Source organism: Flavobacterium hankyongi, from assembly GCF_036840915.1.
GTDB classification, from domain to species: domain Bacteria; phylum Bacteroidota; class Bacteroidia; order Flavobacteriales; family Flavobacteriaceae; genus Flavobacterium; species Flavobacterium hankyongi.
In genome coordinates this window covers 1,689,489-1,707,674 of record NZ_CP085725.1, presented here as the reverse complement: position 1 = coordinate 1,707,674, position 18,186 = coordinate 1,689,489, and the positions used below count along the sequence as shown (strand labels likewise).

At 31.9% G+C, this 18,186-nt stretch carries 17 protein-coding genes; 4 read left to right on the top strand and 13 right to left on the bottom strand.

Annotated features, from left to right (window positions below; all coding sequences use genetic code 11):
* Nucleotides 1-4: 4 nt before the first annotated feature.
* From LJY17_RS07995 to recF, 13 genes are all read right to left on the bottom strand, one after another.
* Nucleotides 5-1,786: a hypothetical protein gene (locus LJY17_RS07995; protein WP_264543316.1), complete on the bottom strand. Its 1,782-nt coding sequence runs from the start codon at nt 1,784-1,786 to the stop codon at nt 5-7.
* A 61-nt stretch (nt 1,787-1,847) separates the two neighbouring features.
* The gene (locus LJY17_RS07990; RefSeq protein WP_264543315.1) at nt 1,848-3,398 is read right to left on the bottom strand and encodes a hypothetical protein; all 1,551 of its coding nucleotides are present in this window, start codon (nt 3,396-3,398) and stop codon (nt 1,848-1,850) included.
* A gap of 62 nt (nt 3,399-3,460) precedes the next feature.
* Nucleotides 3,461-3,814, bottom strand: a complete 354-nt coding sequence (locus tag LJY17_RS07985; protein ID WP_264543314.1) for a hypothetical protein — start codon at nt 3,812-3,814, stop codon at nt 3,461-3,463.
* 10 nt (nt 3,815-3,824) lie between these two features.
* Nucleotides 3,825-4,781: a trypsin-like serine peptidase gene (locus LJY17_RS07980; protein WP_264543313.1), complete on the bottom strand. Its 957-nt coding sequence runs from the start codon at nt 4,779-4,781 to the stop codon at nt 3,825-3,827.
* A 53-nt stretch (nt 4,782-4,834) separates the two neighbouring features.
* Nucleotides 4,835-5,698 (bottom strand): caspase family protein, encoded by an 864-nt coding sequence (locus LJY17_RS07975; RefSeq protein ID WP_264543312.1) that lies wholly within the window; start codon nt 5,696-5,698, stop codon nt 4,835-4,837.
* 294 nt (nt 5,699-5,992) lie between these two features.
* On the bottom strand, nt 5,993-7,237 hold the full coding sequence (locus LJY17_RS07970) for an MFS transporter (protein WP_264543311.1): 1,245 nt from the start codon (nt 7,235-7,237) through the stop codon (nt 5,993-5,995).
* Between the two features lie 50 nt (nt 7,238-7,287).
* Nucleotides 7,288-7,836: an RNA polymerase sigma factor gene (locus LJY17_RS07965; RefSeq protein WP_264543310.1), complete on the bottom strand. Its 549-nt coding sequence runs from the start codon at nt 7,834-7,836 to the stop codon at nt 7,288-7,290.
* Nucleotides 7,827-8,942, bottom strand: a complete 1,116-nt coding sequence (locus LJY17_RS07960; RefSeq protein ID WP_264543309.1) for a glycosyltransferase — start codon at nt 8,940-8,942, stop codon at nt 7,827-7,829. Before LJY17_RS07960 ends, LJY17_RS07965 begins: the two co-directional genes overlap by 10 nt.
* Before the next feature lie 90 nt (nt 8,943-9,032).
* Nucleotides 9,033-10,358, bottom strand: a complete 1,326-nt coding sequence (locus tag LJY17_RS07955) for an FMN-binding negative transcriptional regulator (RefSeq protein ID WP_319800121.1) — start codon at nt 10,356-10,358, stop codon at nt 9,033-9,035.
* Between the two features lie 16 nt (nt 10,359-10,374).
* A complete protein-coding gene (gene murB, locus LJY17_RS07950; protein WP_264543308.1) occupies nt 10,375-11,388 on the bottom strand; it encodes a UDP-N-acetylmuramate dehydrogenase in 1,014 nt (337 codons plus the stop codon).
* A 15-nt stretch (nt 11,389-11,403) separates the two neighbouring features.
* Nucleotides 11,404-12,078, bottom strand: coding sequence for a DUF2461 domain-containing protein (locus LJY17_RS07945; protein WP_264543307.1), 675 nt, complete (start codon nt 12,076-12,078; stop codon nt 11,404-11,406).
* Nucleotides 12,079-12,777 carry a thioredoxin gene (gene trxA / locus LJY17_RS07940; protein WP_264543306.1) on the bottom strand — a complete coding sequence of 233 codons (699 nt, stop codon included), beginning with the start codon at nt 12,775-12,777 and terminating at the stop codon, nt 12,079-12,081.
* A gap of 28 nt (nt 12,778-12,805) precedes the next feature.
* Entirely contained in the window at nt 12,806-13,885 is a 1,080-nt protein-coding gene (gene recF, locus LJY17_RS07935) for a DNA replication/repair protein RecF (RefSeq protein ID WP_264543305.1), read from the bottom strand.
* 139 nt (nt 13,886-14,024) lie between these two features.
* On the opposite strand from recF, the gene LJY17_RS07930 reads away from it, so the two are divergent.
* From LJY17_RS07930 to LJY17_RS07915, 4 genes are all read left to right on the top strand, one after another.
* On the top strand, nt 14,025-14,816 hold the full coding sequence (locus LJY17_RS07930; RefSeq protein ID WP_264543304.1) for a tetratricopeptide repeat protein: 792 nt from the start codon (nt 14,025-14,027) through the stop codon (nt 14,814-14,816).
* 79 nt (nt 14,817-14,895) lie between these two features.
* Nucleotides 14,896-15,390: a 6,7-dimethyl-8-ribityllumazine synthase gene (gene ribH, locus LJY17_RS07925; protein ID WP_264543303.1), complete on the top strand. Its 495-nt coding sequence runs from the start codon at nt 14,896-14,898 to the stop codon at nt 15,388-15,390.
* A 179-nt stretch (nt 15,391-15,569) separates the two neighbouring features.
* The gene (mutL, locus tag LJY17_RS07920; protein ID WP_264543302.1) at nt 15,570-17,420 is read left to right on the top strand and encodes a DNA mismatch repair endonuclease MutL; all 1,851 of its coding nucleotides are present in this window, start codon (nt 15,570-15,572) and stop codon (nt 17,418-17,420) included.
* Complete coding sequence (locus LJY17_RS07915) at nt 17,417-18,166, top strand: rhomboid family intramembrane serine protease (RefSeq protein WP_264543301.1); 750 nt, start codon at nt 17,417-17,419, stop codon at nt 18,164-18,166. Before mutL ends, LJY17_RS07915 begins: the two co-directional genes overlap by 4 nt.
* Nucleotides 18,167-18,186 lie beyond the last annotated feature (20 nt).

Below are 18,186 nucleotides of genomic sequence, written 5' to 3'. Positions count from 1 at the left end.
AGGATTAATTTATTAAGGGTAATTTTTCGCAAATCATTCCTATTAAAAAGTAAGATTTGTATTCTACAATATCTCTTGAAAGTTCATAAGTTAGACTCAAAGGATTGTTGTTTTCAATATTGATTTCAATAGTTTTTGAAGTATAGAAATCACATTTTAGTTCTAATGAGTATTTTCCAATAGGTAACATAGTTGAGATTGTTCCTTCTTGATTTGTTTCTATTTCTCGAACTATATTATTACCTTCTTTGCCTTTTATTGATATTGAACATTTATAAATCCCTTTTTTGCTCACCGAATCATTTATGGTGAATGTTGTTCTGGCTCCCAAAATTGGAAAAGTTGCAATTATGGGAGTGAGTAATGTTGTATTAACATTCAAAATGGCTGTATTTGTAGCTCTCATTTCTAGTGGCTTCATTGTTGCCAATTTAGGAGAGTTTATTGTTCTCATGTTTACTGGTGTTGCACTAATAGTATTTTTAATAGGAGTATTTGTTTCAGTAGAAATCTCTTTTGCAACCTCATTTTGAATTTCTAATGTTGTCGTTTCAGATTTTCTAGCCAAATATTGTAGCTGATTTGATCTAAGGGTTTCTTTGTTTGTTATTACTTTTAAAAAACTTGTATTGTTTTGCTTGTTTACAAACATTTGATTTTTTAAAATCAAAGGACCAAAATGAATCATGTTATTGATTGCGTTGATCTGACTTTCAAGTATGTTTGTTTCTAAATCTACCTTTAAATTCTTCATTAAAATCATAATTTTTGGAAATGCAGGTAGCTGAAAGTCATTAGAAATAGTTTGTCCATCAGAAACTTTTTTCTCATTGTTGTGAGAAAAAAACTTTTGATTGAAAATGTCTTTATTAAACCAACTTCTTTTTAAATGAATGAATGAATAATCAAGCTCAATACCCTTGATGTATTTTTCGTCATATTCTAATGATAAAATTTCTTCAGGAATTCCTCCAGCAGATTGTTTAGCTTTTAAATAAAGCTCATCCAATTCCTTTTTTTCAATTTTTAAATTATTCCAGCCTGATTCATTTACCATAAAATCGTAAGGGCTAAAATCTATATTGTGATAGGATGCTAGTGTTTCAACCCCAGTTTTTTTTGTAATGTCAAAAATTGATTTAGTTGATTCTAAAAGTCCTAAATATTTTTCTAGTTCGGTATTGTTGTTTATTTCATTTATTGCTTTTTCAACCACATTTTTATAGCCTTTGACTTCTAATTCAGCATATGCTAATTTAGCTTTAGACCCTAAAACTACAAGCTTATCTTCCCAAGCTGTTTTTTTCAAATCAGTCGCTGATGAATCGAATGTTTCAAGATGTTGTTGAACGACTTCTAAGTTTTTTTCATAAGCAACTAAATATTTTAAGTATGCTTTGTACTCCTTAGTTGGTTTTTGGCTAGAATCGAATAAAACGGCAGAATCTTTAATGTCTATTTTTAGAAATTGATCCTGCAATCCAATTGGTTGTATGCTTTCTAAAATATTTTTATAGACTTCTGATAAAATATTTTCAGGGTTCACATTCCAGTTTGATGAAGAGGTAGGAATAGAATTTAATTCGTTTGAAATTTGCTCTTTTTTAAGAAGCGATTCTCCAATGATACTTTTATCTGTTATTTGGCTTTGAGGTCTTAGCATTTCTAATTCTTCCTTAGAATACATCGTTAGTGTTGGACATATTAAGGGTAAATCATTTTCATTAGAATTAATTGATAAATAAGTATCTCTTAGTTTTTGGTATAGTGCGATATAGTATTTCATTTTTTTAGTTTTAGTTTGTTTAAAAAGCCAAACACCTTATGGTGTTTGGCTTAAAAATGAATTAGTTAACTTCTACCCATTCATCATCTTTAATTGATGGAAGTGGGTTAGGAGATAGGTCTAAAATGTTACATTTTCTACCTAATAGTAGTATTCCGCCTGAAGACAATCCTTGTTGCTCTCTTTTTCCTGTACTGTTTACACGAGTATCTTCATAGCCGTAAGTACCTCCAAACATAAAAGGACCTATTGCTAAATGAGCTCCAGCTTTTACTTCATCTTCTGCTCTTTTGTAAGAGTCAGAACCTTTTTTAAAGCCAATTTTTAAATCAGAAATGAAATATAATTCTGTAGTTACAGCAGGCAATAATCCTTTACCATTACCATCACTAATCATTTGGTTGTTTAGAATTTCAGCACCATTTTTTGAATATTTCCAGTAGCGAGATTTAAGGAATGTACTACCAAACCAAGGGCTTGATACATAACATTTTCCAATTTTAAAAGACATTTCAAATTGGTTAAAGTCATAAGATGAATCTATTCTTTTATGTTTTCCAGTTCCGCCAACATTAACCATTCCTGCAAAACTTGCGGCAGCACTCCAGCTGTGTGCTGTACTTTTGTAGTTTGATTCATATTCACTTTTACTAAATTTATACTCTAACCATTTTGTTGAGTTGGCTAAAGTACTTGCCGGTACAGGTTGAGAGAAGTAATAGGTATTCATACCTCCTAAACCAGTTCTTTTTGCTGCTAAAAGTTCAGATTCATAGCGTTTTTTGATAGTGATAAAATTACTGCTTTCAATTTCATCAATATAGTTTAAAGCTTTTTCAATTTTTCCTTTATAACCAATTCCTTCCCATCTTTTCAAAGCATCATCTCTTCTTTTGATGTAATTACGGCCATTAATCGCCATTTCGGTCATTGCTTCACTATCTCCATCTGATACTCTTTTTTGAAGATCTGTTAATTTGTCCTCAGCTTCATAGTACAATGCTTCATATTCCAAATATTTTACATATTGTGGAGATGGGAAAGATTGATAAATGAATTTTGGATTATCTTCTGGGTGTTCAACAACAGATTCATCAAAATCAGGATTTGCTAGTTTTTTAATAGTAACAATTTGTTTTCTTAAAGTCTCTAATTTCTTTTCAACTTTAGGATCAATTTTTGAGTTTTTAACCACGCAATAATCCAATACATCACTATATACATTTGATTTTGTATGATCAGGATGTGGACTGAAAATTGTGAATTTTCTAGCTCCAGATGCTGGATCTATTTCAGGAATCATACTTGGAATTTGATCTGCTATTCTAGCAAATTCTTCTGCATAAGCAAATTTGCTGTATTTTTTTGAACTTCTTGCATCTTCATATTCTTCGTCTGACATGTTTTCCAATTTTGGAGTAGCTCCAAAAAATCCTTTTAAAGCATAATCAAAAGCTTCTGGGTCCATGACTACGGGTACTGGTTCCCAAGCAATAAAATTGTTAGGACCTAACATTTTGGCATCTCCGCCATTAGTCATTTTTTTAAAAACATCGCCTAATAGATAATTTAAAAAATCTTTTTCATCAGGCATTGGTGTAAAATCTGGCATAATATTAAATTTTTAGTTTGTTCCTACTCTTTTGAAGGCTTTTCGGATACGCCTTATTTTAGTTATTTTGTGTTTTCAGATATTATTCTCTCGACTTCATTTTTATAACCTATAGCTACCCATAGTTTAAGTGCATTTTCAGTTTTTTTAATATGAGTTGCTCCAGAAATAGACATTTCAGTCATAGCGTCAATCTCTCCATTTTCAACTTTCTCTTTTAAACTATTTAGTTTGTTGGATAAGTTTAGATAGTTATCCTTATGTTCTAAATATTTAGCGAATTTTAAAGAAGGATAGGTATTTGAAACTCCATTTTTATCTTTTTTAACTTGACCAAGTTTTTCTTTTAGATACTGAAGTTTGTTACTATCTGTGACATCTTTGAAGATCTCTTCAATTGTCTTATCATCTTCCATTTTGATTTAATTAAGGATATTCAGTCCTAGCTTTGTTAACTAAATCAACTAAATCAGAACCTCCACTTGCACCATTGTTAGAAGCTGTTTGCCAACTTTGAACTGCAACTACATAAGGTGTTGATCCCCAATATCCCCAAAATGGGCCACCACTTTGCCCTGGCCATATATCACCTTGATGATACATTGCTTGATGTGCATCTGTTGTAAAAGCATCTCCATCTAATGCAATACTATTTTGGTATGTAGGTCTTTGCGCACCTGTTTTATCCATAGGATAGCCTGCATGAGTCCAAGAAGCTAAACCATCCCAAGAGTCAGTATAAGCTTTTGCACCAAACCAACCTGTTTGATTTCCAACGTTTCTGTCTAACACAATAACTACAAAATCATATTGTTGTTCAGTTGAGTTTATACCATCTGAACCTTTAACTTTGTATTTGTAATATGTTTTGATACCGTTTGCAGTGCCAAAAGTTGCATTAGGGCCATTGTAATACATTGGAGCAAATTTTACCCATCCAGTTGATCCATCGTTTTTAAAATCAATTACATGGGCACATGTTAAAAGATGTCTTGGACCAACCATTGCTCCACTTCCAATTCCTAAAGCAGTTTCAACTCTACCTACACATCCCCACGGGTAAGCTGTTGAATTGTAAACTGTTCTATTGTCTGTTCCAAAAATGGTTCTGCTTCCTTCAGGTTGCATAAATGTTGTTCTGTCGATAAAAATTGGAGTTTTCGATTTATCTGCTTTTGGATTGAAATCTTGATCTAAATGATCTGGACAGAATGGAGCGTGCTCAGTTAACGCTCTTGCTCCTTTTTCTAAGACCTTTACCCCAATAGCCTCGATTTGTTCTTTTCCGTCTTCATCAACTTTGATTTTTCTTGTTGCTTTTACAGGTTTTAAGTTTTTAACCTCGTCTTGCAACATGGGTTTGTCATTTTTGTTAGTTGTCATATTTATTTGATTTTAATTCTTCCTACTCTTTTTAGGTTTTTCGGACTCCACCATTATTCAAATATTTTAACTTGTAGCTTTGTAGATTTTCCCTCTGTTTGATTAATTTGAGCTGCTCCCATTGCCGATAAACCATTGGCAATTTGTGAGTTAAGTAATTCTCGAGTTATATTTCCTGTTGTTGCTCTAAGTGTTTTGCATAAATTGTAGGTGAAATAGCCTCTTGTCATGCCGGAAATATCTCCTTCCATTGAAACTTGGTTATCTTTACAACCTGCCCAAAGAATGTGATTCATTTCTGGTATCTTGTTTAAGGATTTTGTTGTTGTAGTTCCTTCAGCAGTTTCTGTTGCTGTAGATTTGCTTTCTATACTTTTTGAAAAATTGAAGTAAAATTCATCTTCTAGCATAGGAGGAATGAATCTTGGAGTTTCATTAATGAACATTCCATCGATGCCACCCAGATTCATTTTTCGAGTTCCAGAGCCTGAATGACAGCAGTCAAAAAAGACATCAAAGCTGACACCTTTCTTTACTTTTCCTTTAAAAAGGCTCTTAAATTCATCATCTCTTATAACTCCTGCTGATGCATAATCATGTGGGCATATTGCTTCATCTAAACCATCTAATTCTAGATCAGTTCCTATATTAGCAACTCTGGTACCATGACCGGAGTAATATAATACTAATGAATCACCAGATTTGTTACCAGTCAACAACCATTTTATATAAGTAATAATGTTATTTTTTGTCGCATTTTGATTAGTTAAGATTCTAATGTCTGATGGTGAAAAGCCACATATAACTAATGTATTAGCCATGTCACGTGCATCTGCAATGCAACCACTTAAATCGGGACCGCCAGCTCCTATTGGTGCATAGTCGTTTATTCCTATAATAACTGCTTTCTTAGCCATATTCTTTGCTGTTAATTTGTTGTGGAAATTTTGAAAACTTTGTTGATGTAAAATTCTACATAATCAGAGTCCTAGAGGGCAGACAAATAACCCTTTTGGTAAAGGATTTTAACCAGCTTAGAGAAAGGAAAACAATGGAACAGGAATGGGTGTATTCCCCTTAAGAAAAATCACCAATTTTCATGAAAGATGATGACTGTTAAAGGGTATAAAAAGTAAAATTTGTCTAGGAATAATTATTATTCCTAGACGAATGAATTTTTGAATGAAAAAGGATAAAACCTTTTTTTATGATTATTCTATAAAATCTAAATCTTTATCGTGAGTTTCTTTTATTGTAAGTGTTGAATAGATTCCTAAAACAAATGCAATAACTCCAATTATTGTTGCAGAAATTATAACCCCGTTATCTTTTTTAAAAAAGTCAAATCCAATTAACATTAAAGGTAATAATCCTCTAACCATATTAGGAATAGTGGTAGTAGCTGTACTTCTAATATTTGTTCCGAATTGTTCCGCTCCAACAGTTACAAACATTGCCCAGTATCCAGTGCCCAATTCTAACCATGCACAATAAAAATAGTACATTCCTTCAGTTTTGGTACCACCATAAAGCATTAAGATAACACCAACGATTGTAAACAACATCATGTAGAAAATTGCTTTTTTTCTGGATTTTAGCCAATGAGAAATAAATCCGCTGGCAAAATCACCAATAGAAATTCCTATATAACCCCACATGATAGCTTTTCCAGGGACTATGTTTTGAATTCCCAAAGCTGGAGCAAATTGATTTGCCATAACGGCTAAGATTCCTATACAAAACCATGTAGGTAATCCAATAGCAATACATTTTAAATAACGAACAAGACGTTCTCCATTAGTAAAGAAAGAAAGAAAATTCCCTTTTGAAACTGTTTCTCTTTTCTCAATGTCTTTATAAATTCCAGATTCTACAACTCCTACACGTAAAAACAACAATAGCAATCCTAGAGTTCCACCAATAAAATAAGCAGTTGTCCAGCTTCCCGCCAATTCTACCGAAAGTTGTGCGACTACAGCACCCATTAGACCAAAACCTGCTACAATAGAAGTTCCAATTGCTCTGAGTTCTTTAGGTAAAGATTCAGATACTAAAGTAATACCTGCGCCCAATTCACCTGCGAGACCAATTCCAGCAATGAATCGTAATGTTGCATAGAGTGTTATTTTGTCTTCGAAAGGAAGTTGAGGTAAAAATCCGCAAGCAATATTAGCTAACGAATACACAATAATAGAACCAAACAATACTGAAAGTCTCCCTTTTTTATCGCCTAGTATTCCCCATAGAATACCTCCAAGCAATAATCCAATCATTTGGAAATTCATGATTAAAGTACCTGAGGTGTCTGGGTTTAATCCTAAATCTTTAAGACTTGGTACACGAACAATTCCAAATAAAAGTAAATCGTAAATATCTACAAAGTAGCCTAGAGCAGCTACAATTACAGGTAATGATAATAAGTGTTTTAGTTTTTCTTGGTTAGAGAAAGTTTGCATTTGTTTGGTTTTTTGCCAAAGATAAAATTTTTGTTGACTTTTTAATAGCCTTAACTCTTCGTAATAATCTCAGCTAAAAGTTTTTTTGCTCTTAAGAGTTTGATTTTCACGTTATTTAGCGGCTCATCAAGTTCATCAGCAATTTCCTGATAACTCATTTCTTGAAAATAACGCATCTGGATAACTTCTTGATACGCAGGTTTTAATTCTTTTATGTATTGTAAAAGTCTATTTAAATTTTGCTCTGTAATTAATTTATCTTCTGCAGAAGGGGAGGAATCTGCTACGGTATAGGCGATGTCATCTTCTTCATCTGAAATATCAATGAATAATGATGATTTTTTCTTTCGAAGTAAATCAATATGAACATTTTTGGCTATTGCAATAAGCCAAGTATTGAATTGAAATTCAGGATTGTAAGTTGAAATTTTATCAAATGCTTTAGAGAATGTTTCTATAGTAATATCTTCGGCATCCGTTTCGTTTTCAGTACGTTGTAGCATGAAACCATAGACCTCATTCCAGTATCTATCAAGTAAGAAAGTAAAAGCAACTTGGTCTCCCAAAACAGCTTTTTCAATGTATTTTTTTATTTCCAAGTATATGGTTTTGAAAAGATGTTCTTAATGAACACGTTAATTTGTGTCAATATAAGGATTATTTCTAAAATAGGGTACCAGTACATTACATCTTTCTCTTCTAGCTTTCCAGCAGAAAATCCTAATGATAACCATGAAATTAAATACCTGAACGCAATTAAGGCTAGTATTATTATCCATTGGTATTGTAATGCTAATAAAGGTATAGGAAGTATAAAAAATAAGAATTGAGATAGAAAAAATAAACCTAATTGAAATTTATCAAACACTTTGTAATGTTTTGCAGTAGAAACATGTCTTCTTTTTTGCATAATCCAATTGCCAAAAGATTCTTTGGCTTTTGAATAAGTAAATCCTTCAGGGTTAGTAGAAATGGTGGTTTTTTCACCATTCGCAGCTTCATTAATAAATAAATCATCATCACCAGAACGTAATTTCATGTGATGAATAAATCCATTAACTTTAAAAAATTCATCTTTTTTATAGGCTAAATTACGGCCAACACCCATATAAGGTCTTCCTATTTTTGCCCATGAAAAATATTGAGTAGCGGTAAGTAGTGTTTCAAAACGGATTAATTTGTTTAAAAATCCAGGCTCTTTTTCATAAGCTCCATATCCTAAAACAAATGTCTTGTGAAGTGTAAAATGCGATGTCATTTCAGCAATCCAATTTTCTGAACTAGGATAGCAATCAGCGTCTGTAAGTAATAAATATTCTTTAGAAGCTGCTTTGATACCAAGTGTTAAGGCAAATTTTTTATTTCCCCAAAACGCTTCGTTATTTTCAACTTTTACAAGTTTTATTAAGGTTGGATATTTTGCTTGATACTCTTCTATTAAGTCACGAGTATCGTCAGACGAAGCATCATCAATTACAACAATTTCAAAATTTTGATAGTTCTGCTTGATTAATAAAGGAAGGTTTTTTTTGATGTTTTTTTCTTCGTTTTTGGCACAAACTATAACAGAAACAGGGATGTGTTTAGGAGCATTTTTTTCATTCTTACCAAAAGAAAATTTTCCAAAAATGAACAAATAGTACACTGTTTGGATTAATACAATAGAAATGAAAAAATAAAAAATTATGAGTAAAAATAGCTCCATAAAGTACCTTAGAATTAAGGTGCAAATGTAATTATTAATTGATAATTAGCAATTGAATAATCAGAGAATTGTAGGGAGAAGTTAAAATCTTTAACTTCTGTCTTTTTTCATTTCTGAAGCGATAATTTTTGAATTAAAATCTTTGGAGTTTTCGAGATGATTTATAATGGTCTGATGATTTTTATCATCACGATTTTGAGAGAGTTTTCTCTTAGCTTGTATCTCGGTAATTTCTATTTCAAAAGCAACAATTCCTCTGGCTTGTAACATGGTTTTAGTAGAAAGGTTTTCTACTTTAATTGGGTTTTCTTGTTGCTTTTCGTATTTGTTTACTAACTTTTTTAACGATTCTATAGTTTCGTGAGGAGTTAATAATGTTATCTTACCATACACATGAACAGCAACGTAGTTCCATGTTGGTACATTTTCATGATCGTACCAAGATGATGAAATGTAGGAGTGAGGACCATTAAAAATCGCTAGGATTTCTTCTCGGTCTTTTAAGTTTTCAGCCTGTGGATTTTCTTTTGAGATGTGACCTGATAAAATAGCTTTTCCCTCAGGTGTTTTTTCAAACACTAATGGTGTATGTGTACCCCAAAGTTTACCATTAGTTTGGTTAATTAAAATTGCAAAGCCATTATCACGCAAAAATTGCTCAATTTCCGGTTGATTTTCGTTTTTATATAAGTCAGGGATGTACATGGTAATTTTAATTTTAGAATATTCTGACCATTCTAAACTCTCAGGAAGTTTTGAGTTTGAAAATTCAATATGTAAAACTCTTCTACGTTTATGATTTGTTGTTCTAGTAGAGGCATGTAGTGTTAGTGGTTTTATTAACATAATCCCACCTTTTTCTACCTCACAAATAGTTTCCTTTTCTATAGTTTTGTCAAGTAATTCAGGTCTGTATATCCCAAGTAAATGTGATTTTTCAATAACTTTTACTGCTCCATTCTCTTTTGTAGTAGTATCAAGATGAATTCTAATTGTAAAAATGTTTTCAAGAATTTCAACTGGTGGTTGAACTGCAAATTGATTTTGTTTTTTTGTCCAATTTGTAAATCCTTCTGAATGGACTTTATCTTTTATAGAAATAGTCAAGTCTTGATGATATGCTACAAACCAATTAGATGTTTCTGGTTTATCAAAATAAATTGATTTTACTACAAAGCAATTATCTCCTCCAGTTGATTTAATAATCTCTTTTATGTTAGCATTAAATACATAATCCTTTAATTTTGGAATTTCTTTAAGTGCTTGCCTAATAGCAAAAACATCTTGTGTTTTTCTATAAGTTTCTTTACCTGAATCTGATTTTTCAATTAGCTCAAGTATTGTATTCACTTCCTCGTCTGTATAAACATTATCTATAATTGCAAATCCTTTTTCAGAAAAAAAATCTTTTGACATGGATGATATAGAGGTATTAAATAACATTCACTTCTGCTTCAATTGCAATAGTATATTTATCTAAAATAGTTTTTTGAATTTCTTTTGAAAGATTCAATATTTCTTGACCGCTTGCATTACCATAATTCACTAAAACCAAAGCTTGGTTTTTATGAACGCCTGCATCACCAATACGTATTCCTTTAAAACCTGCTTGTTCGATAAGCCATCCAGCAGGAACTTTAACCTCACTTGCAGATATATCATAATGTCTTACTTCGGGAAACTGTGCTTTTACTTTTTCAAAATGGTCACGAGTAATTATTGGATTTTTAAAGAAACTACCGCTGTTTCCTAATTCTTTTGGATCTGGTAATTTGCTTTGACGAATAGCAATTACGGCATTACTCACATCTTTTATTGTAGGAGTAGAAATATTGTGTTTCTCCAACTCCTTAAGAATGTCTCCATAAGATGTATTTATTTTATGATTTTGTTTAGTCAACTTAAAAGTAACAGAAGTAATAACAAATTTATCTTTTGCTTCATGTTTAAAAATGCTTTCACGGTAACCAAAGTTGCAGTCTTCTTTATGGAAAGTTTTGCTTTCCTGATTTTCGATATTAACTGCTTCACAAGAGATAAAGCTGTCTTTTATTTCAACTCCGTAAGCACCAATGTTCTGTACCGGAGTGGTGCCAACATTTCCAGGAATTAGTGACATATTTTCTAACCCACCAAAATTATGGTCGATGTTCCAAAGTACAAATTCGTGCCAGTTTTCACCAGCATTTGCTTCAACCCAAACAAAATCTTCAGTTTCTTTTATAACTCGAATTCCTTTAATATCTACATGAATAACTAAAGCATCAATATCTTGAGTTAAAAGCATGTTACTACCACCTCCCAAAATGAATTTTTTCTTAGAAATGTTCTCAGAAAGGACTTCTTTTAATTCATCTACAGAATGTACTGCTACGAATTCTTTTGCTTTTGCTTCGATGCCAAAAGTGTTGTGTTTTTTTAAAGAAAAATTATGTTGAATTTGCATTTGTGTAGTCTAATTTTATTCTTCTGTTTCTAATGCTCTGTTTAAAAAAGCATTTAGTGGTTTGATTGCGATTAGTTTTTGGGCTATTTTTTTACCAAAGTCTTTGTCAAAAAACAATTCATCATCAATAGGGTGCGAACAAGTAAAACTTTTTAGCTTTAAAAATTCGATTGCAGGATGATTTGGATTGTAACCCTTTGGCGCCGATTTTAATTTATTTGCTTCGTCTTTGTCTAACTCACCAAATTCTTTTTTGAATGTTTTATCATTTAAAGCAGTTTCCAAATCTTCGTAGAAAAATGCAATTTCTTTTCGTATCTTTTTTAATTCATCAGCTTCAGGACACCAAACTCCACCAGCAATAAAAGATCTTCCTTTTTCGAAATGAATATAATAGCCAGGACTATTTTTTCTATTTCGGTTTGTGGTCATCCAAATACCCATGTTGGTTTTGTATGGCGATTTGTCTTTAGAAAATCGAATGTCACGATTTATTCTAAAAGTGCAATTTTTAACTTCAAGAGGTTCTAAAGAAGTATCTAAAGGTTTAATGGCCTCTAATACCGAAGCAATTAAATTATTATAGTCTTTTTTGTAATTCTCGTAACGCTTTTTATTTTCATGCATCCATTCGGTAGCATTGTTTTTTGTTAAATCGTCAAGAAATTGAGCTGCTTCTTTAGTCCACATTTATAATTTAGCTTTTAAATCGGTTTCAGACATGTATCCTAAGTTTTTCCAAACTTCTTTTCCTTTATTGTATAAAATTAAAGTTGGTAATCCTTCGATTTTCATTTCTTGTGCAAGCTCTTGGTTTTTATCTACATCAATCTGAATAATAACCACATCATTTTTTAATTCTTCCTTCATTTTAGCCAAAAACGGAGCCATTTTTTTGCAAGGACCACACCATTCTGCATTAAAGTCGATTAAAACTTTTTTATCAGTTTGTACTAATTTTTGATAATCAGCCATTGTAAGTGCACCTTCTCTTTTTACAGCTTTACCAAGACCCGAAGCATTCCATTTTGTAATTCCTCCGTTCATATTGTATATTTCGGTAAAACCTTGTTCGTTTAAACGAGCAGCCGCTTTAGCGCTTCTGGCACCTGCTAAACAATACACGAAAACAGGTTTGTTTTTGTCTAATTGACTTAATTTTTTATCAAAATCAGAGTCATTGATGTTAATGTTGATAGCATTATCTAAGTGTAATGAATTATACTCTTCTGGAGTTCTTACATCTAGAACTTGAGCGTTTTTAGTTGTCGAAATTTTTTCTGCAAAAACTTTTGGTTCAATATTTTCAACACTGTTTTTGTTTTGTCCTTTACAACTTGTAAAAGTTATTGTTGCTGTGCATAAAAATGCTATTATTGCTTTTTTCATGAGGTTAAATTTTATGCTAAGATATAAATTAAATATTGAATATTTTATAACTCTGATGGGTCTGTTTTACTATGTTTTCTGTGCGTTCAGTATGTGTGTCTGAGATAAATAACTGGCCAAAGTGGTCGTTGTTAACCATGGCAACTATTTTAGATACTCTTGTTTCGTCAAGTTTATCAAAAATATCATCAAAAAGTAAAATTGGTTTTTCACCACTTTGTTTTTTTACAAAATCGAATTGCGCTAGTTTTAATGCAATAAGAAATGATTTTTGTTGGCCTTGCGAACCAAATTTCTTGATTGAATAATTTTCAATTTCAAACAATAAATCATCTTTGTGAATTCCCACACTCGTGTATTGTAATGCTTTGTCTTTATTTATGTTTTCGTGAAGAAGTGATAATAAGCCTTGATCCTTTAATTGACTTTCATAAACCAATTGGACTTTTTCAGATGAGTTAGAGATATCTTGGTAATATGTATTGAAAATTGGAATAAAATCTTCTAGAAAGGACTTTCTTTTTTCGTAAATTTTAGTGCCGAAATTGGTCAATTGTTCATTGTAAATCTCTAATGTTTCATTGTCAAAAGTTCTGTTGGCTGCAAAATATTTCAAAAGAGCATTGCGTTGTTGCAACACTTTTTGATAGTTAATTAGATGGTGTAAATAGGAATTGTCTAACTGTGAAATGACACTGTCTATAAATTTTCGTCTTGTTTCGCTGCCTTCTCTAATCAAATCGGCATCAGTAGGGGATATGATTACTAAAGGAATAAATCCTAAGTGGTCTGAAAACTTTTCGTATAATTTTCCGTTTCTCTTTAGTACTTTTTTTTGACCTTTCTTAAGGCTGCATAAAATTTGTTCGTTACGGTCTTGTTTCTCAAACTCACCATCAATGACAAAAAAATCTTCTCCATGCTTAATGTTTTGTACTGAAAGCGTGTTGAAATAACTTTTGCCAAAGGCCAAGTGAAAAATTGCATCAAGAATATTGGTTTTTCCGATGCCGTTTTTTCCTACGAAACAATTTATTTTATGCTCAAAATCAAAATTTGCTTCACTGAAGTTTTTAAAATTTAAAAGAGATATTTTTTTTAAATGCATGAAAAACGGGAAATTACAGCTTTTACAGGAGTTAAAAAACTTTGAATATAAAAGCTCTGCAAAATATTAAAAATATCGCGAAAGATGTTTTGTTTCTCAATAAAAATTTTATTTTTGCACCTCACTAATTTTTATATAAATGGCAACTTACAATAAAAGAGGATATAAAGCTCCAAAGCCTGAAGCTGAAAAGGTAGAAAATGTAAATGATGTTGAAGAAGTAATTAACATTGACGAAAAGGACAGTACAACTGCTACGGTTTTTAATACATTAGATGAAACTGCTTCTAAAACAGAAGAGTTTATTGCTAAAAATCAAAACATTATTTTATCAGTTGTTGGAGGTATTGCTCTAATTGTTGCTGGTTATTTATTGTACAACAAATTTGTTTCTGGTCCTGCTGAAAATGAAGCGGCTAGTGATATGTTCCAAGCACAACAGTATTTCCAAAAAGCTGTTGATGCTCCTGTAGCAAGTGATTCATTATACAACTTAGCTTTAAACGGAGGTGAAGGAAAACAAGGTTTCTTGGATATTATTAAAAACCACGGAGGTTCAGATGCTGGTAATTTAGCTCAGTATTATGCTGGTATGTCATTCTTGAATACAAAACAATTCCAAAAAGCAATTGATCATTTATCAGAATTCAAAACTAAAGATGAATTCACAAATGCTTTAGCAATTGGTGCAATTGGTGATGCTTATTCTGAGTTAAAGAAAGCTGATCAAGCATTAGAATTTTATGTAAAAGCTGCAGAAAGTGCTAAAAACGATGTGACAACTCCACGTTTCTTGATGAAAGCTGGTCAAGTTGCATTGTCATTAGGTAAAAAAGCAGATGCATTGAAATATTTTACTGAAATTAAAGAAAGCTACGAAGATGCACCAGAAGCAATGAACGTAGATGCTTTAATCGGATTAGCTCAATAAGAAGTTAGAAATTAGGAATAAGAAGTTAGAAAATTTCTAAATTCTTTTCTGAATTCTAAATTCTAAACTCTAAATTTAGATGGCTACAGCAAATAAAAACTTATCAAATTATGATAAAAACACAATCCCAAACGCGAAAGACTTTCGGTTTGGGATTGTTGTTTCAGAGTGGAACGACAAAATAACTAACGGACTTTACAATGGTGCAGAAGCAGCTTTATTAGATTGCGGTGCTTTACCTGAAAATATTATTCGTTGGGACGTTCCAGGTAGTTTCGAATTAATTTACGGAGCAAAAAAAATGATTGAAACTCAAAATGTAGATTGTGTAATTACTATTGGTTGTGTAATTAAAGGTGAAACTATGCATTTTGAATTTGTATGTGAAGGTGTAACACAAGGAATTAAAGATTTGAATGTTCAATCAGACATTCCTACAATCTTTTGTTTGTTAACAGATAATAATGAGCAACAATCTATAGATAGGAGTGGAGGCGTACATGGAAACAAAGGTACTGAAGCAGCTATCGCAGCAATTAAAATGGCTGATTTAAGAAAAAATGCTAATAGATAATTAGCTTAGAAGACATTCATTAATCAAAGTAAATAGTAAAATCCATTCTTTTTGAGAGTGGATTTTTCATTTTGTGAATATTTAAGAATTCATTAGCTATTATAACCCGTAACTTTTCGTTAAATTTGTCATATATGAGTTTTGTATAGCCACTCATAATTCAAAAGATATAATTTTCAATGTCAAGTATAATCCAATTACTTCCTGATCATGTTGCTAATCAAATTGCCGCTGGCGAAGTGGTTCAGCGTCCCGCATCTGTAGTTAAAGAGTTGTTGGAAAATGCTATCGATGCAGGTGCTACAGATGTTAAACTTATTTGTAAAGATGCTGGTAAAACACTTATTCAGGTAATCGATAATGGAAAAGGAATGAGTGTTACTGACGCTCGCTTGTGTTTTGAGCGCCATGCAACTTCAAAAATTAGAAAAGCTGAAGATTTATTTGATTTGCATACCAAAGGATTTCGTGGTGAAGCCTTGGCCTCAATTGCTGCGATTGCACATGTTGAGTTAAAGACCAAACAAGATCAGGACGAATTAGGAACACATCTTGTTATTGAAGGAAGTAAATTCACTTCGCAAGAACCTTCTGTTTTACCTAAAGGGACGTCGTTTTCTGTAAAAAATCTATTTTTTAATATACCGGCTCGTAGAAACTTTTTAAAGTCAGACGTAGTTGAACTTCGTCATATTATAGATGAATTTCAAAGGGTAACTTTGGCACATTCTAATATTCATTTTACACTCTATCATAACGGTAGTGAATTGTTTAACTTACCACAATCCAATTTGCGCCAGCGAATTGTAAATATTTTTTCAGGTAAGACCAATGAAAAATTAGTACCTGTTCATGAAAAAACTGAAATTGTTAGCATTGATGGATTTATTGGGAAACCTGAATTTGCTAAAAAGAATAAAGGGGAACAGTTTTTCTTTGTTAATGATAGATTTATTAAAAGTGGCTACTTACACCATGCCATAATGGCTGCTTATGAAGGATTGTTGAAAGATGGAGCACAGCCAAGTTATTTTTTATACTTAAATGTTCCTCCGCATACTATAGATATCAATATACATCCTACTAAGACAGAAATTAAGTTTGATGACGAACATGCATTATATGCTATTTTACGTTCGGCAGTGAAACATAGTTTGGGACAGTTTAATGTGGCTCCTGTTTTGGATTTTGAAAGAGATGCTACTTTAGATACACCATACAGTTATCAAAATAAAGAAGCCGATTTTCCTACAATTCAAGTAGATAGTACTTTTAATCCATTTGCTGATGAGAAGAAAACAGCGAGTGTAAATTCTGGAAATTATAAGCCAAAAAGAGAAGTGCAATCATCAAGCTGGGAAAGCCTATATGTAGGTTTAAAAGATACTTTTGAACCGCAGGAAATGCATTTTGAATCGGAAGCTACAATTAACTCATTATTTTCTGAAGCAGAAATTGAAAAGCCTAAAACGGTTACTTATCAAATTCATAAAAAATACATAGTTAGTCCAATAAAATCTGGGATGTTAATTATTGATCAGCAACGAGCACACCAACGCGTTTTATATGAACAATTCTTGACTAATATTACTGTTCATCAGGCAAATAGTCAACAATTATTGTTCCCAATTACGTTGTATTTTTCAGGTAATGAGATGAGTCTTATAAATGAACTCAAGTCTTCTTTAGAAAATACAGGATTCATATTTGATGGTATTAGTCAAGATTCGGTAGTGATTTCAGGATTGCCAGTTACAGTTTCAGAAAGCGAAGCTTCAATTGTGTTGGAACAGCTGGTTGCCGATTTACAAGATGAAATTCCAGATAGTAGTTTTAGTCAAATAGACAGTATGGCAAAATCGATGGCAAAGAGTTTAGCAGTTAAAACTGGAACTTTGCTAACAGAAGTTGCTCAGGAAAATTTAGTGAACAATTTATTTGGCTGTAAAGAAACTTCAATATCACCTTTTAATAAACCTACTTTTATCACATTGAGTGTAGAAGATTTAGATAAAAAATTTAGCGTATGATACAAATAACACCAACAGTAAAACAATTACTGATTATTAATATCATTTTTTTTATTGGAACTCAGTTTGTTCCTCAAGCAGAACAACTATTGTCACTTCATTATTTTGAAAGTAATGCATTTAGAGTATGGCAACCTTTAACTCACATGTTCATGCATGGAAATATTGGACATATTTTTTTCAACATGTTTGCTTTGTATTCTTTTGGAAGTGCTTTAGAACATTTCTGGGGAAGTAAAAAGTTTTTGTTCTTTTATATATCGTGTGGTTTGGGTGCAGCATTATTACATTCTTTAGTTAACTATTATAATTTTCATTCAGGACTAAACACCTTGATTGCAAATGGTCAAAAAACAGAAGATATTTTAAATTTACTCAATGAAGGGCAGTATAATTTAGGTTGGGAACAAATTTTATCTAAAAATGATTTTACTGAGTTCATTTCAGCATATATAGTACCAGCTGTAGGAGCATCTGGAGCTATTTATGGTTTACTTACTGCATTTGCATTTATGTTTCCAAATGCTGAATTGGCTTTAATGTTTATTCCTATTCCTATAAAAGCAAAATATTTTGTGCCTGGATTATTGGTTATCGATTTGTTTTTAGGTCTTAAAGGTGGTTCCATCTTTGGAGGTGGTGGTACAGGTATTGCACATTTTGCTCATATAGGTGGTGCTATTGTTGGTTTTATCATGATGTGGTATTGGAAGAAAAATTCATTTAACGACCGTCGTTGGAATTAATTTATTATAATTGTAATAGC

Bases quoted from the DNA above. Each gene is read 5' to 3' on its own strand.
- trxA (WP_264543306.1), bottom strand. From the start codon at position 12,777: ATGAAAAAAGCAATAATAGCATTTTTATGCACAGCAACAATAACTTTT.
- LJY17_RS07960 (WP_264543309.1), bottom strand. From the start codon at position 8,942: ATGGAGCTATTTTTACTCATAATTTTTTATTTTTTCATTTCTATTGTA.
- LJY17_RS07955 (WP_319800121.1), bottom strand. From the start codon at position 10,358: ATGTCAAAAGATTTTTTTTCTGAAAAAGGATTTGCAATTATAGATAAT.
- LJY17_RS07980 (WP_264543313.1), bottom strand. From the start codon at position 4,781: ATGACAACTAACAAAAATGACAAACCCATGTTGCAAGACGAGGTTAAA.
- LJY17_RS07975 (WP_264543312.1), bottom strand. From the start codon at position 5,698: ATGGCTAAGAAAGCAGTTATTATAGGAATAAACGACTATGCACCAATA.
- murB (WP_264543308.1), bottom strand. From the start codon at position 11,388: ATGCAAATTCAACATAATTTTTCTTTAAAAAAACACAACACTTTTGGC.
- LJY17_RS07915 (WP_264543301.1), top strand. From the start codon at position 17,417: ATGATACAAATAACACCAACAGTAAAACAATTACTGATTATTAATATC.
- ribH (WP_264543303.1), top strand. From the start codon at position 14,896: ATGGCTACAGCAAATAAAAACTTATCAAATTATGATAAAAACACAATC.
- LJY17_RS07990 (WP_264543315.1), bottom strand. From the start codon at position 3,398: ATGCCAGATTTTACACCAATGCCTGATGAAAAAGATTTTTTAAATTAT.
- LJY17_RS07945 (WP_264543307.1), bottom strand. From the start codon at position 12,078: ATGTGGACTAAAGAAGCAGCTCAATTTCTTGACGATTTAACAAAAAAC.
- LJY17_RS07995 (WP_264543316.1), bottom strand. From the start codon at position 1,786: ATGAAATACTATATCGCACTATACCAAAAACTAAGAGATACTTATTTA.
- recF (WP_264543305.1), bottom strand. From the start codon at position 13,885: ATGCATTTAAAAAAAATATCTCTTTTAAATTTTAAAAACTTCAGTGAA.
- mutL (WP_264543302.1), top strand. From the start codon at position 15,570: ATGTCAAGTATAATCCAATTACTTCCTGATCATGTTGCTAATCAAATT.
- LJY17_RS07970 (WP_264543311.1), bottom strand. From the start codon at position 7,237: ATGCAAACTTTCTCTAACCAAGAAAAACTAAAACACTTATTATCATTA.
- LJY17_RS07930 (WP_264543304.1), top strand. From the start codon at position 14,025: ATGGCAACTTACAATAAAAGAGGATATAAAGCTCCAAAGCCTGAAGCT.
- LJY17_RS07985 (WP_264543314.1), bottom strand. From the start codon at position 3,814: ATGGAAGATGATAAGACAATTGAAGAGATCTTCAAAGATGTCACAGAT.